The 14332-nt window shown below is 61.6% G+C and carries 12 protein-coding genes; 9 read left to right on the forward strand and 3 right to left on the reverse strand.

Going from position 1 to position 14332, the window contains the following annotated elements; translation table 11 throughout:
* Positions 1–3: 3 nt before the first annotated feature.
* Genes ACFOGH_RS07370 through ACFOGH_RS07380 form a run of 3 tightly spaced genes read right to left on the reverse strand, consistent with a single transcriptional unit; the run spans position 4 to position 4034 of the window.
* Entirely contained in the window at positions 4–933 is a 930-nt protein-coding gene (locus ACFOGH_RS07370) for a sugar phosphate isomerase/epimerase family protein (RefSeq protein WP_380072424.1), read from the reverse strand.
* A gap of 1 nt (position 934) precedes the next feature.
* The gene (locus ACFOGH_RS07375; RefSeq protein WP_417323665.1) at positions 935–2491 is read right to left on the reverse strand and encodes a glycerol-3-phosphate dehydrogenase; all 1557 of its coding nucleotides are present in this window, start codon (positions 2489–2491) and stop codon (positions 935–937) included.
* Positions 2478–4034, reverse strand: coding sequence for an FGGY-family carbohydrate kinase (locus ACFOGH_RS07380; protein ID WP_380072426.1), 1557 nt, complete (start codon positions 4032–4034; stop codon positions 2478–2480). The genes ACFOGH_RS07375 and ACFOGH_RS07380 overlap by 14 nt, the downstream gene beginning before the upstream one ends.
* A gap of 637 nt (positions 4035–4671) precedes the next feature.
* On the opposite strand from ACFOGH_RS07380, the gene ACFOGH_RS07385 reads away from it, so the two are divergent.
* From ACFOGH_RS07385 to ACFOGH_RS07425, 9 genes are all read left to right on the forward strand, one after another.
* A complete protein-coding gene (locus tag ACFOGH_RS07385; protein ID WP_380072427.1) occupies positions 4672–5319 on the forward strand; it encodes a DUF2291 family protein in 648 nt (215 codons plus the stop codon).
* The gene (locus ACFOGH_RS07390) at positions 5316–6833 is read left to right on the forward strand and encodes a sugar ABC transporter ATP-binding protein (protein WP_380072428.1); all 1518 of its coding nucleotides are present in this window, start codon (positions 5316–5318) and stop codon (positions 6831–6833) included. Before ACFOGH_RS07385 ends, ACFOGH_RS07390 begins: the two co-directional genes overlap by 4 nt.
* 9 nt (positions 6834–6842) lie before the next feature.
* Positions 6843–7877 carry an ABC transporter permease gene (locus ACFOGH_RS07395; protein WP_380072429.1) on the forward strand — a complete coding sequence of 345 codons (1035 nt, stop codon included), beginning with the start codon at positions 6843–6845 and terminating at the stop codon, positions 7875–7877.
* Between the two features lie 91 nt (positions 7878–7968).
* A complete protein-coding gene (locus ACFOGH_RS07400; RefSeq protein WP_380072430.1) occupies positions 7969–8916 on the forward strand; it encodes a D-ribose ABC transporter substrate-binding protein in 948 nt (315 codons plus the stop codon).
* A gap of 81 nt (positions 8917–8997) precedes the next feature.
* Entirely contained in the window at positions 8998–9861 is an 864-nt protein-coding gene (locus ACFOGH_RS07405; RefSeq protein WP_380072431.1) for a DeoR/GlpR family DNA-binding transcription regulator, read from the forward strand.
* 133 nt (positions 9862–9994) lie between these two features.
* Positions 9995–11503, forward strand: coding sequence for an FGGY-family carbohydrate kinase (locus ACFOGH_RS07410; RefSeq protein WP_380072432.1), 1509 nt, complete (start codon positions 9995–9997; stop codon positions 11501–11503).
* Positions 11500–12273 carry a DeoR/GlpR family DNA-binding transcription regulator gene (locus ACFOGH_RS07415; RefSeq protein ID WP_380072433.1) on the forward strand — a complete coding sequence of 258 codons (774 nt, stop codon included), beginning with the start codon at positions 11500–11502 and terminating at the stop codon, positions 12271–12273. Before ACFOGH_RS07410 ends, ACFOGH_RS07415 begins: the two co-directional genes overlap by 4 nt.
* Positions 12270–13961, forward strand: coding sequence for a glycerol-3-phosphate dehydrogenase/oxidase (locus ACFOGH_RS07420; protein WP_380072434.1), 1692 nt, complete (start codon positions 12270–12272; stop codon positions 13959–13961). The genes ACFOGH_RS07415 and ACFOGH_RS07420 overlap by 4 nt, the downstream gene beginning before the upstream one ends.
* Positions 13958–14317: a winged helix-turn-helix domain-containing protein gene (locus ACFOGH_RS07425; protein WP_380072435.1), complete on the forward strand. Its 360-nt coding sequence runs from the start codon at positions 13958–13960 to the stop codon at positions 14315–14317. Before ACFOGH_RS07420 ends, ACFOGH_RS07425 begins: the two co-directional genes overlap by 4 nt.
* The last annotated feature ends 15 nt before the right edge of the window (positions 14318–14332 follow it).

Here is a 14332-nt window from a genome sequence, read left to right on the forward strand (position 1 = left end):
TCCTCAGATGTGCAGATCGTTCACGCCGCTGTTAATATGCGGCGCCCAGAATGCAATGCTTTCGGCGATTTGCGCGATCACCTCGCGGTCGTTCGGATCACGCTCTTTGAACGAGAGCTCCAGGCAGATTTCATTGTCCACCGCCCCACCCTCGGCAAAGGCCGTGAGCAAGGGTTCGGGGTGAATCCGGCCCTTGGCGTTGAAAGCGGCGGTAAAGGGGCGATGGCCGCCCTTATCCATAAGGCTTTGCTTGATATGAATAATCGGCGAAACTTTTGGCACCGCCCGCGCCCAGGCGTAGGGATCAACATCATCGGGGTTCGGGCTGGTCAGATCGCCGTGATCAATGTCGGCCATCATCCACATCGGCACCGCCATGTTCGCAGCCGTCAGCCGGGTTTGCAGAGCCATGGCCGAGGCGATGGTCTCGCCAAACTCGCGCCCGATACTCATCGGCTCCCAGAACACATAGGACAGGCCCGCCGCTTTGGCGTGTTCGGCAACCTCGGCCCAAGCGTCGATGGCGATCTGGATCAGGTTTTCGCGCCGGATGGGATCGTCGAAATCCTGATAGGTGAAGATCGCAAACTGCGTGCCCACGCTCGTGCCGCCCAGATCGGCGGTGATATCGGCGAAGGTCTTGAACCAGTCGATATAATAGCGGCGCACGTCGCGGTCGGGGTGGCCGAAATGGTTCAGCCGACCATAAGGCCCGGTCATGCCCGAGGTGACGCGCACCCCGGTGCGCTGCATGGCGGCGTTCATAGCGCGCGTCAAACGGCGGATCACTGGCGCGGGCCAGCTTGGGTTGATGAACTCATGCGTCAGTTGCAGATCGCGGATGCGCAGGTCGCGTGCGACGGTGTCGATCAGATCAACCAGGTCGGCAAAACGGTTCACCAGCGGGTTGGTGTTCAGCGAAAGGGTTAACATCCTAAACCACCTGCTCCATCCACGCCGTGAAGGCGGCCCGCTGATCGGCGCTGAGATGCAGATTGTGCTTGGTGCGCCGGGTCAGGATATCTTCCGCCGTCTGCGCCCATTCGCGGGTGATCAGATAGCGGGCCTCGGCTTCATACAGATCGCCGCCGAAATGCTGGCCCAAGCCATCCAGCCCCTTCGCCTGCCCGACCAGATCGCGGGTGCGCGCGCCGTAGTGGCGGCCATAATGTGCGATCAGGCTGCGCGGCATCCATGGGTAGGCTTGGCGCAAGTCATTGGCAAAGCTTTCATAATCTGCATTCGGCATCTCACCCCCCGGCAGTTTTGCTGCGGCCGTCCAATCTGGACCCATCTGTGGAAAGATCGCTTTCAAGCGGTGCAGACCACGCTCGGCCAGCTCGCGGAAGGTGGTGATCTTGCCGCCGAACACGTTCAGCAAGGGCGCACCGCCGGTTTCATCCAGATCGAACACATAGTCGCGGGTGACGGCCGAGGGGTTGCCCTTGCCATCGTCAAACAGCGGGCGAACGCCGGAGAAGTGATGCACCACATCGGCGCGACGCAGCTTTTGCTTGAAGTAACGGTTAACGGCGGCGATCAGATATTCGATCTCGACCTCACTCGCCTGCACTTCCTCGGCGCGACCTTCATAGGCGACATCGGTGGTGCCGATCAGCGCCTTGTCGCCTTCATAGGGGTTGATGAAAATCACCCGCTTGTCGTGGTTTTGCACAAGGTAAGCATGATCCCCCGACCAGAATTTCGGCACGATGATATGGCTGCCCTTGACCAGCCGCACGTTGCGGGTCGAGTTCGAACCGGCCACCCGCGTCACCACATCCGTCACCCAAGGCCCAGCGGCATTGACGACGCATTTGGCCCGAAACTGGCGGGTTTCGCCGTTCTGATCGGTGGTTTCCACCAGCCAGCCGCCGTTTTCACGCCGCGCGCTGGTGCAAGCGGTGCGGGTCAGCACTTGCGCGCCCTTTTCCGCCGCATCCAGCGCGTTTAGCACCACCAGCCGCGCATCATCCACCCAGCAATCGGAATATTCAAAGCCGCGTTTGTATTGATCCATGATCGGCGCGCCTTGTGGGTCGCGGCGCAGATCCAGCGTGCGGGTGCCGGGCAGTTTCTTGCGCCCGCCGAGGTGATCATACAGGAACAGCCCCAGCCGCACTAGCCACGCGGGGCGATCGGTGGGTGAATGTGGCAGCACAAAGCGCATCGGCCAGATGATATGCGGGGCGGCGTTCAGCAGCACCTCGCGCTCGATAAGCGCTTCGCGCACAAGGCGAAATTCGTAATATTCCAGATAGCGCAGACCGCCATGCACCAGCTTGCCGGACCGGCTGGAGGTGCCCTGCGCCAGATCGTCTTTCTCGCACAAAACCACCGACAGGCCCCGCCCCGCCGCATCACGCGCAAGCCCCGCGCCGTTGATGCCGCCGCCGATCACGAACAGATCAACAGAGATAGGGTCAGAAAAACTATCGTTAGAATTTCTAAGCTGAGATTTGCTAAGGGGCACTTTTTTATCCTTTGGCATGACGGCTGGCGGCAAGGCCCGACCAAGCAGCGGTCAGGCCCTCGCGCGCGGATTTATAGGCGGGATAGGTCTGCGCATAGGTGGCGCTCAGACCCGGATCGGGGGCCTCGGCGGTGCCCAGCAGCGGCGTGACCCACTCAGCAATGCAAGCATCCATCGTCGGATAAGCGCCAATCGCAACCGCCGACATCATCGCGGCGGCGGCGGCACCGGCCTCTTCGCGGGCGGAAACGCGCACCGGGGCGCCGACCGCAGCAGACAGCACGCCGCGCAGACCTTTCGAGCGCGCAGCCCCGCCTGTCAGCCGTAATTCCAAGGGCTTAGCCCCCATGGCAGCATAACAATCGCGGGTCGCCATGCCCAAACCCTCGACCACCGCGCGCAGAAGATCGGCGAAACGGTGGTTGAAATTCAGCCCGACAAAGCCCGCGCGGGCATCGGCGTTGACAAACGGCCCACGCTCGCCCGCTTCGGAGATATAGGGGTGATAGAGCAAAGCGCCGGGTTTGCTGGCCGCGAGCCAGCTTTCGATCAGCGGCACCAGATCGGCGTGTTTGGTGGGGCGGCCAAAGTCTGACATCAGGTCAGCGGCCATCCGCAGCACCCAGTCGATGTTCAGCGTGGCGGCCATATTGGTCTGGACCTGCGTCACCATCCCTAGCACCGGCAGGCAGATCACATAACCGGTGCCCTCGGCATTCAGATGCACGCCCTCCACCGGGGTCGCGCGCATATGCACGCCGGTCGATCCCACCGTCGAACAGGCCGCCCCCGGCGTGCCGGTATGCACCCCGGCCCCCAGCGCCGTCATCACCATATCGACGAAACCAAGGCTCACCGGCGTGCCCGCGCGCAGGCCTGTTGCGGCGGCGGCCTCGGCACTCAACGGATGGGTGGTTTCGGTGCCGTCAATGATCTGCGGCAGCAGGTGGCGGCGATGGCTTAGGCCCAAAGCCGCGATCACGTGATCGTCATACGCGCGGTGGCGGAAATTGCCGAAGGTAAAGCTGGCCTCGGAAGGATCGGTGGCGCGCACCCCGGTCAGGTTCAGATAAATCCAGTCTTTACAATGCAAGACCACTTCGGCGGCATCCAGAAGTGCGGGATGGAAACGATCCATATGTGCCATCTGCGTGCCCTGCTGGCAGGTGTTCAGCCCGGTGCCCGTCGCCTCAAACCGGGCGCGGTTGGCGGGGCTTGCAGCGAGGCGCGCAACAGTGGGTGCGGCTCGGGCATCCAGCCACAGCCAGGCATCGGCGACGGGCGCGTTGCCCGCGCCGACCAACCAGGTGCCATCGCCCTGTGCCGTGACCGAGATCGCCGCCGTGCGCGCGGCCAGATCGGGCACCTTTTCGGCCAGACCACGCAGCGCCGCAACGCAATCGGCCCAGGTCCGCGCAAGGCTTTGAGTTGCGGCACCGTCGGCCCCGGTTGCATAGCTGTTGGGCACGGCAAAGGCGGCGATCTGCACGCCCTGCAAGGTAAACGCCACCGCCTTGACCACCGAAGTGCCCGCATCGATGCCGATCAAAAGCTCTGCCATCGCCCCCCCTTTGTCCGCGCCGAAAGCTGGCCCTGCGGTCAAATCCCACTTATCACAGAAAGATAACACGGGAAGTGAATTATTTTTCTGACATCGTAATTTCTTTCAGATAAACTGACCTCTGTCAACCAAAGCCGCCGCCAGAACATTAGATGCGCCGTCGCCGCACGAACGCGATCAGTCGCCGCAGGCAGTTTTGAGAGACCATATCGAAGGTATCCTGACTAATATATTTACTTATCAAGATATTATACAAAAATTTCACACCCGGGTCCTACCGACTTCCGCCGCACCGCAGCGAATTTCGCGGGCGCAGAAATGGGGAGAGACTCGATATGACCAGTGCCTTTCGTGATCGCAGGCGCGCGCTCAGCCGATCCCATGCCTGCAAAAGACTCGATTGACAGGTTGCCAAACTTATAACATGTTGGTCACAGTTGATACCATAACTCTATCACGGTTATGGATGCACGACAGCCAAAGCGGTACAGCGGGAGGAACGCGCTGCGCCGTTTGGCAGAAGGGGGGGAGCCATGCTGACCACGCAGACGCCATGCGGCACGATGCGGTGCTTGCACATGTTGCAAGTGCATCCCCGCGCCCGCGCATCCGCCGTTAACTTTAAGGTCGATGTGCCATGAGCCAACTGCCCGACACCGCCGCCCCATCGCCGCAACCGCGCTTGCGCCGTGCGCAGATCATCACCGCCGCCGTCATCGTGGCGGTGCTGGGCGCGATTGCGCTGGATACGACGGTGGTGCGGATCGGCTCGGAAGCCGATGTGCGCGCGGCGAAATTCTCGCCCGAGGCTTATGGGGTGGAAACCTTCCCGAAAGTGCAGGCCAATATCACCACCCGCGCGGTGGATGCGGTGGAACTGGCCAATGCGATTGCGGCTGACCCGAAAGCCGCCGAGACGAAATATAGCGTCGGCGGCGTCTATCCCGTCAAGCTGCAAGGCATTGTTGGTGAAGGCAAATCCGGCATCTATTATGTTGACGTGGCAAATCTGCCATCACCGCTCCGCCTGCGTGTGCAGACGGGGCCAGCAATCAATGGCACTGAATTGCGCGACGCATCGGGTGAGATCACTTTTAGCCAATTCACCAACCAGATCGAGTATCAGGACGCAGGCTCTGCTCTGAACAAGGAAATGAAAAAGCTGGTGCTGGATGACATCGACAACGCGGCGCTGACTGGGAAAACCGTGACGGTGGTGGGGGCGTTCAAGTTGGTCAATCCGAAGAACTGGCTGATCACCCCAGTTGCACTGGAGGTGAAATGACCGCAGCTCCTGTTCTTTCTGCACGCAATATCGCCAAATCCTACGGCAATATTCACGCGCTGAAGGGGGTGAATTTTGACATTCACCCCGGTCAGGTCACCACCTTGTTCGGTGAAAATGGTGCCGGCAAATCGACGCTGATGAAGATCCTGTCGGGCGTGGTGCAACCGACCTCGGGCGAGATCGTGCTGGATGGCGCGCCTGTCAGCTTTGCCAATTCCACAGATGCGCGCAATCAGGGAATTTCTATTATTCACCAGGAACTTAGCCTCGCCACCAATATGAATGTGCGCGACAATATCTTCATGGGGCGCGAGATCATGACCCGGGCGGGCGTTGATTTCGCCGAGGAAGAACGCCAGACCCGCGCCTTGCTGGCCGAGCTTGAGGAAGACATTGATCCGCTGACTCCGGTAGAAGAATTGCGGCTGGGCCAGCAGCAGATCGTCGAGATCGCCCGCGCTCTGTCGGTGAACAGCCGCATCCTGATCATGGACGAACCCACCTCAGCCCTGTCGGCCACCGAGGTCGAAGTGCTGTTCAAGGTGATACGCGATCTGACCGCGCGAGGCGTGTCGATTGTCTATATCTCGCACCATCTGGAAGAAGCGTTGCAGATCACCCATCACGCAGTGGTTCTGCGCGATGGCGCTATGACCGCCTATGCAGAGCGCGCCGAGATTGATCTGGAATGGATCGTGCGCAACATGGTCGGCGAGAATTTCGACCTCGGCTCTCCCCCCACAGGTTACAATATGGGCGCAACCGCGCTGGCCATTGAGAACCTGTCGGTGCCGGATGCAGCGGGCGTCGGGTTTTCGGTGGTGGATCGGTTGAGCCTGTCGGTGAAATCCGGGGAAATCGTTTGTATTTATGGACTTATGGGCGCGGGCCGCACAGAGCTGCTGGAATGTGTCGCAGGCAGGCTGGCCGCGTCGGGCGGGCAGGTCAAGCTGCTAGGCCGCGATGTGGCGGGGCTGACCATCGCGCAGCGCATCGCCAAAGGGCTGGTTCTGGTGCCGGAAGATCGCCAGCGCGACGGGCTGGTGCAGACCATGTCTGTCGGGCAGAATCTGTCGCTGGCCAGTATCGGGGCCTTCACCAAGGGCCTGTTCACTTCCCGCCGCGCCGAGGCCGCTGTGGTGGCCGATGCCATCCGCACGGTGACAGTGAAAACTGATGCAAGCGGCACCGCCCCTATCGGAGCGCTGTCGGGCGGCAATCAGCAAAAGGTGGTGATCGGCAAGATGCTGGCCACGCATCCATCGGTGATCCTGCTGGATGAACCGTCACGCGGCATCGACATTGGCGCCAAGGCCGAGGTGTTCCGCCTGCTCGCCGAAGGTGCGAAACGCGGGCTGGCGGTGATTTACTCCACCTCGGAAGTCGGTGAGTGCCTGTCGATCGCGCATCGCATCATCGTCATGCACCGCGGCCGGATTTCAGCCGAGTTCGACCATACCGCCAGTAAAGAAAAGATCATGGCCGCCTCTGGCGAAGCCGTGGCCCACTAGGAGAAGCCCATGTCCTCGACCGCTAAACCTGACGTGAAACAAGGGTTTGACCCGATTGCCCTGTTGCTGGAGGGCCGTGCATTTTTCGCGCTGATCGCCATCATCGTGGTGTTCTCGCTGCTGTCACCGCATTATCTGTCGGTGGCGAACTTTCTGGTCATGGCCAGCCATGTGGCGATCTATGGCATCCTTGCCATTGGCATGCTGCTGGTGATACTGAACGGCGGGATTGACCTCTCTGTCGGCTCGACCCTTGGGCTGGCGGGCTGTATCGCGGGCTTTCTGATGCAGGGCGTGCAGATCGAGGCGGCGGGGGTGATCCTATATCCGCCGGTCTGGGCGGTGGTGGTGCTGACCTGTGTCGCAGGCGCGCTGGTGGGCTTTGTCAACGGCGCGCTGGTGGCCTGGTTCAAAGTGCCGGCCTTTGTCGCCTCGCTGGGGGTGATGTATGTGGCGCGCGGCATAGCACTTTTGATGACCAACGGCCTGACCTTCAACAATCTGGGCGGCAAGGCGGAACTTGGCAATCTCGGCTTCAACTGGCTGGGCTTCAACCGCTTGGGCGGCGTGCCGATTGGCGTGCTGGTGCTGGCAACGCTGGCGATCCTGGCAGGCCTGATGCTATCACGCACCGCTTTTGGCCGCTGGCTTTACGCCTCGGGCGGCAATGCGCGGGCGGCAGAATTGTCGGGCGTGCCAGTCAAGCGGGTGCAGATCACCGTCTATGTGCTGTCGGGCATCTGCGCCGCCATCGCGGGGCTCGTGCTGTCCTCGCAATTGACCAGCGCCGGGCCGACTGCAGGCACCACCTATGAGTTGACCGCCATTGCCGCAGTGGTGATCGGCGGGGCCGCCCTGACCGGCGGCCGGGGCACTATTCGTGGCACCATGCTGGGCGCGTTCGTGATCGGCTTTCTGTCCGATGGCCTCGTGATCATCGGCGTGTCGTCCTACTGGCAGACCGTGTTCACCGGGGCGGTGATCGTCCTCGCGGTGCTGCTGAACTCGATCCAATACAAGCCGAAGGCGAAAGCCACGGCGTAACCCCCTTCGCCGCAGCGGTCGCTATCCGCTGCGGAAAGACCCGGCCAAACCATTGGCAACCCAAGACGAAATCAACCAAGGGAGAGAGACTATGTTCACCATGACCAAGCGCGCGCTGCTCGCCGCCGTCGCCATCAACGCCCTGCTTGCAGGCACCGCGATGGCCGATGGCCTGATCAGCATCATCGTCAACGATCCGGCTAACCCCTACTGGAAAACCGAAGGCGACGTGGCGGCTGCCACCGCTGAAAGCCTCGGCTACACCGCTGCAGTGTCGGCACACAAGGGCGACACCAACGCGGAATCGACGATGATCGACACCGCGATCACCAACAAATCCGTTGCCATCATCCTTGACCCAGCAAACGCCGACGGCTCGGTTGGCGCTGTGCAAAAGGCCGTCGATGCAGGCATCCCGGTGTTTCTGGTGAACGCCGAGATCAACAAAGAGGGTCTGGCCAAAGCGCAACTCGTGTCCAACAACGCACAAGGGGCTGCTTTGGGCGCGCAGCAATGGGTGACGGCTGTCGGCGAGACCGGAAAATATGCCGAACTGTTCGGCAACCCGGCAGACAACAACGCCGCGACCCGTTCGAACGGCTATGAAACCGTGCTGCAGCAATACCCCGATCTGGTGAAAGCTGCCAAAGAAGTCGCCGACTGGGATCGCACCAAGGGTCACGACAAGATGCAGTCGATCCTGCAAGCCAATCCCGACATCATCGGCGTGATCGCTGGCAATGACGAGATGGCCTTGGGCGCGATTGCGGCGCTGAAAGAGGCTGGCAAGCTGGACGGCGTCAAGGTTGGCGGCTTCGACGGCTCGCCGGATGCAGTGGCTGCGATCACTGCAGGCGAGATGCAATACACCGTGCTGCAACCCGTCGCCGTGTTCTCGGCTGAGGCCGTCAAGCAAGCCGACAGCTTCATCAAGACCGGCGCCACGGGTGCCGCGACCGAAAAGCAGTTGTTCGATTGCCTGCTGATCACCAAGGACAACGTGGACAAATACACCGGCCCGTTCACCCTGTCGCAATAATCTGACCTTGGGGGGCGCTGGCAACGGCGCCCCTTGCTTTTCGACATCTGAGCGGCATCATGCGACGAAAAGGGGGCGAAAATGACTGAAATGAAACCGCCCTCTGGCCTGACACCCGCGCAACTGCCAGCCGACAGCCGCCATGCCCGCCAGCTCGCCCGCCGCCAGTTGATCACCGAAGCGGTGATGGCCGAAGGCTCGATGCGGATCGAGGATCTGGTGGATCGGTTCGGCATTTCCCTGATGACCGCACACCGCGATCTGGATGAATTGGTCGCGCGCGGCCTGTTGCGCAAGGCGCGCGGCATCGTCTCGGCAGCGCCCACCAGCCTGATCGAAGCCTCGGACGTTTACCGCTTTTCCCGCCAATCGACCGAGAAACGCGCCCTTGCCGCCGCTGCGATGCAGTTTGTTGAACCCGGTCAGGCGGTGTTTTTCGACGATTCCACCACCGTCCTGCAAATGGCCGCCCACCTGCCTGCCAAGGTGCCGCTGACCGCGATCACCAACTCTTTGATCCTGATGAACGAGTTGAACGGCATCCGTGATCTGACCTTGCTGGGGTTGGGAGGGCAGTTGCATAACTGGTGCAACGCCTTCATGGGCCGGATGACCACCAATGAAATCAAGCGCTTGCGGGCGGATACTTTGTTTCTGTCGATGCCTGCGATCACCGATGACATCGTGTTCCACCAATCACCAGAGATGGTGGAAACAAAACGCGCGATGTTTGATAGCGCCCAGCGCCGCATCCTGCTGGCCGATCACACCAAATTTGGCCGCCGGGCCTTGCACGCTTTTGCCGATCTGACCGAGTTTGACGTGGTAATCGTCGATCAGGCCACCGACGCCGCCCATATCAGGCGGATGCGCGCCAAGGGCATCAATGTGGTGATCGCGTCCGAAAGCGTGGCGCGGGTTGAGGCAGAGGCCGAAGCGGATTAATTGTAACACCACTATCCGTTAAATTAACGCCATGATATGTTCACTTTATCAGATTCGCACGACAGCGATTTGCGGTTTGCGCTTTATTTGGTGAACCAGATACGCGCGAAACACTCTGGCGAAAGGGTAAAGCATGACCAGCATCCTGGGCATCGACAACGGATTGACTGTCACCAAAGCGGTGATCTTTGATGCCAGCGGCCAGCAACTCGCCGTCGCGCGCCGCCGCATCCCGCAGCTTTTGCCCGAACCCCACCACGTTGAACGCGATATGGAGGGACTGTGGCGCGCCACCGCCGAGGCGATCGCACAAGCGATCCAAGCCTCTGGCCGCCCCGCCAGCGATATCGTCGCCGTTGCAGCTACAGCACATGGTGATGGGCTATATCTGCTGGATCACGACCGCCGCCCCTTGGGCAATGGCATCCTGTCGCTGGATGGCCGCGCCGGGGCAATCTGTGATCGTTGGCGTGACCGCGCCGATGCTGCGCTGAAACTGACCGGCCAGATCCCGCCCGCCTGTTCACCCGCTGCTCTGCTCGCTTGGGTGCGCGACAATGAACCCGATCGTTTCGCCCAGATCGGCACCGTTCTGGCCTGCAAGGATTGGCTGCGCTTTTGTCTGACCGGCAGCATCGGCACCGACCGCACTGAAGCCTCCACCGCCTTCACCGATGTGCAGACGCAGGACTATACCCTTGAAGCACTGCAACTTTTCGATCTGGAAAACGTCGCCCACGCCCTGCCCGACATCGCCGGATCGGCCGAGATCATCGGCGCAATCACCCCCGAAGCCGCCCGCCTGACCGGGCTTGTCGCGGGCACCCCGGTGGCCGCTGGCCTGCATGACGTGACCGCTTCGGCCTTGGGGATTGGCGGCCATGCCGAAGGGGTGGTTGCCATTGTCGCAGGCACCTATTCGATCAACGAAGTGGTTTCGACCGCGCCGCAGACCGATCCGCGCTGGCTTTGCCGCAATGCCATTCTGCCGGGTCAATGGAACAACATGGCGCTGTCGCCCGCCTCTGCCGCGAATTACGATTGGTTCATCGAGACCCTGTGCCAAGCCGAAATCAAAGCTGCCGAGTCTGCGGGCCAGTCGATCCACGCAGCCCTTGCCGCCGAAATCGACGCCGCCTTGCAGAAGCCGAGCACCTTGATTTTCCACCCCTATCTGTATGGCTCGCCCTTTGGCCCGCAGGCCAGCGCCAGCTTTATCGGCTTGCGCGGCTGGCACAATCGCGGCGACATGCTGCGCGCGGTGTTGGAGGGCATCGTGTTCAACCACCGCGTCCATATTGATGCATTGCGCGCAGGTTTCCCGGTGAAGGAGGCTCGCTTGACCGGCGGCGTTGCCCGCAATCCGGCCTTCGCGCAGATGTTCTCTAATATCCTTAACATGCCCGTCACCACCAGCCAAACCGAGGAAGCCGCCGCTTGGGGCGCTGCCCTTTGTGCAGGTGCTGCGGTGGGGTTGTTCGCAAGCCCTCTGCACGATCCGCGCGATCTGTCCAAGCTTGGCCAGACCTACACCCCCGACCCCGCCCGCGCCGCTGCTTATGAAAAACGCTTTCAACTCTACAGCAAGATCGCCGCCACCCTGGCCCCGCTCTGGCCCGAAATCGATGCGCTGGTGCCATGACGCCCGAAACCCGCCGCGAAGAAATCGCCGCTTATGTCTTGCAACAGGGCGAGGCGCGGATCGACGATCTGGTGCAGCGCTTTGGCGTATCGCGCATGACCATCCACCGCCATATCGACCAGTTGGCGCAAGCGGGACTGCTGCGCAAACTGCACGGCGCGGTCAGCGCTTTGCCCTCTGGCGTCTATGAAAGCCTGTTTCGCTATCGCCAAACCGTTGCCAGCGCAGAGAAATCCGCCCTTGGCCGCGCCGCGCTTAGCTATATCGAACCCGGCCAAGTGGTGATGATCGACGATTCCAGCACCACCCACGCGCTTGCAAACCTGTTGCCCGATATCGCGCCGCTGACGGTGATCACCAATTCCCTCGCCAGCATCCAAAGCCTGACCGGGACCGAGGATATCACCCTGATCGGCCTTGGCGGCCAGTATCATCCGACCTACAACGCCTTCATCGGCCATTTGTGCGAAAACGCCCTGCCCGGCTTGCGCGCCAATGTGTTGATCTGTTCTGCCTCGGCTGCGCAAAACGGCACGGCCTATATTCAGGACGCGCAAGTCACCCGCGTAAAGCAGGCGATGATGGCAAGCGCCAACAAACGCATCCTGTTGCTGAACCACGAAAAATTCGGTCGCAGCGCGTTGCACGCGCTCGCCCCCCTCACCGCCTTTGACGCCGTGCTAACCGGCACCGCCCTGCCCGCCGCCGAAGCCGAAGCCCTTACTTCTGCCGGCGTACGGCTGCATCTGATCGAAACGGAAACCGCATGACCCACGACTCCCGCCTGCAAGACCTGTGCGAAAACGGCATTGACGTGTTGATCCTTGGCGCAGGCATCAACGGCGCGGGCCTATTCCGCGATCTGGCCGAGCAGGGCCTAAGGGTGCTGTTGGTGGAAAAGGGCGATTTCGGCGGTGGCACCTCGGCCGCACCCTCGCGGATGATCCATGGCGGCTTGAAATACCTTGAAACCGGAGAATTCCGTCTGGTCGCGCAATCCACCCTTGAACGCAACCTGCTGTTGCGCAACGCCCCGCATGCCGTCACACCCCTGCCAACCCTGATTCCGATTTTCTCTTGGACCAAGGGGGTTTGGGCGGCTTTGCGCACCTTGTTCGGATCAACCACCGCCGCGCGCAGCCGAGGGGCTTTGCTGCTGAAAGTGGGCCTGTCGATCTACGATTATTACGGGAGCCGCGCCAATGTGATGCCGCGCCACAAGATGAAATCCCGCGCCAAGACCCTAGCCGAATTTCCGCAAATGACCCCGCGCATCGTGGCTTCCGGCCTTTACTATGATGCCAAGATCGCGGGGCCAGAGCGTTTGGTCTGGGAACTATGCGCCGATGGCATGGCCGCCAATCCGCAAGCCTTGGCGCTGAACTACACCCAGATCAGCGGCCACGCTGGCCCAGAAATCACTTTCACCCGCGAGGATAGCAGCAGCTTCACCACCAAGCCAAAGCTGGTGATCAACGCCGCTGGCCCGTGGATTGACCGGGTAAATGCCGCCTTGGGCGAACAGACCAAGCTGATCGGCGGCACCAAAGGCTCGCATATCCTGCTAGATCATCCGCAGCTTCTGGCGATGCTGAACGGCCAGATGATCTATTTTGAGGCCGACGATGGCCGCATCCTGCTGGTTTACGACTACTTGGGCCGCGCGCTCGTCGGTTCCACAGATATCAAAGCCGCCGACCCCGAAAACGTGCGCTGCGAGGATGACGAGATCGCCTATTTCCTGACCAGCTTGCGCGCCCTGCTGCCCGGATTGCCCTTTGATCACAGCCATATCATCTATGCCTATTCCGGCATCCGCCCGCTGCCCGCCTCGGATGCCGCCACCCCCGGCCTGATCAGCCGCGACCATTCCGCGCCGGTGCAAGAGCCGACCGCCCAGCGCCCCTATCCGATCATCTCGCTGGTGGGCGGTAAATGGACCACCTTTCGCGGCTTTGCCGAGGAGGTCGCCGATACCTGCCTTGCCCGCCTTGGCCAGCCCCGCCGCATTAGCACGCGCGCGTTGGGTATCGGCGGCGGCAAGGGCTATCCTGCTGATCCCACGGCCAAATCTCGCATGATCGCCGATGCCGCCGCACGTGGTGGCTTGAACCTGGCCCGCGCCGAGGCGCTGTTTGCCCGCTACGGCACCAGTCTGAATGACCTTATCGCGCATGAGTCCAGCCATTCGGACACCATCCGGTTGCCGCACGCCAATGCCTACAGTGCGCTGGAAATTGATTGGCTGGCGCGTCGCGAGGCCGTCGAACACCTGTCGGACCTCGTGCTACGCCGCACCACCTTGGCCGTGACCGGCGCGATCAATGCAGCCGATCTCGATGCAATTGCCGCCATCATCGCTACCGCAAAAGGCTGGACGGCCGAGCGCACCACGGCAGAGATTGCCCACCTCACTTCCCATCTCGCCCACATCAACCGCCAAGCGCTGACGCCATGAAACCGCAGCCCCACACCCTGCTGCGGTTTTACTTCGGCGGCCTGAAACTCGGCCCCGGCAAGGTGCAACTGCTGGAGTTGATCCGCGACACCGGCTCGATCTCTGCCGCAGGCCGCGCGATGGAGATGAGCTACAAGCGCGCGTGGATGCTGGTCGAAGAAATGAACGCCGCCTTCACGGCCCCGCTTGTCAGCAGCGCGCGCGGCGGTGCCAAAGGCGGCGGCGCGCATGTCACCGAGGCGGGGCTGGCGGTGATCACTGCCTATCGCGCGGCTGAAGCCGCCAGCGCGCAGGCCACCGCCGCGCATGTCGCAACGCTGCAAGGCCTGCTCTCCGATATTTCCGAACAGAAATAACGCTTGCGCCCCGCA

It is taken from the genome of Cypionkella sinensis, assembly GCF_042646385.1.
Classification (GTDB): domain Bacteria; phylum Pseudomonadota; class Alphaproteobacteria; order Rhodobacterales; family Rhodobacteraceae; genus Cypionkella; species Cypionkella sinensis.

Coding starts and splice junctions, on each gene's coding strand:
- ACFOGH_RS07420 (WP_380072434.1), top strand. CDS start 12,270: ATGACCCACGACTCCCGCCTGCAAGACCTGTGCGAAAACGGCATTGAC.
- ACFOGH_RS07385 (WP_380072427.1), top strand. CDS start 4,672: ATGAGCCAACTGCCCGACACCGCCGCCCCATCGCCGCAACCGCGCTTG.
- ACFOGH_RS07370 (WP_380072424.1), bottom strand. CDS start 933: ATGTTAACCCTTTCGCTGAACACCAACCCGCTGGTGAACCGTTTTGCC.
- ACFOGH_RS07395 (WP_380072429.1), top strand. CDS start 6,843: ATGTCCTCGACCGCTAAACCTGACGTGAAACAAGGGTTTGACCCGATT.
- ACFOGH_RS07415 (WP_380072433.1), top strand. CDS start 11,500: ATGACGCCCGAAACCCGCCGCGAAGAAATCGCCGCTTATGTCTTGCAA.
- ACFOGH_RS07375 (WP_417323665.1), bottom strand. CDS start 2,491: ATGCCAAAGGATAAAAAAGTGCCCCTTAGCAAATCTCAGCTTAGAAAT.
- ACFOGH_RS07390 (WP_380072428.1), top strand. CDS start 5,316: ATGACCGCAGCTCCTGTTCTTTCTGCACGCAATATCGCCAAATCCTAC.
- ACFOGH_RS07405 (WP_380072431.1), top strand. CDS start 8,998: ATGACTGAAATGAAACCGCCCTCTGGCCTGACACCCGCGCAACTGCCA.
- ACFOGH_RS07425 (WP_380072435.1), top strand. CDS start 13,958: ATGAAACCGCAGCCCCACACCCTGCTGCGGTTTTACTTCGGCGGCCTG.
- ACFOGH_RS07410 (WP_380072432.1), top strand. CDS start 9,995: ATGACCAGCATCCTGGGCATCGACAACGGATTGACTGTCACCAAAGCG.
- ACFOGH_RS07400 (WP_380072430.1), top strand. CDS start 7,969: ATGTTCACCATGACCAAGCGCGCGCTGCTCGCCGCCGTCGCCATCAAC.
- ACFOGH_RS07380 (WP_380072426.1), bottom strand. CDS start 4,034: ATGGCAGAGCTTTTGATCGGCATCGATGCGGGCACTTCGGTGGTCAAG.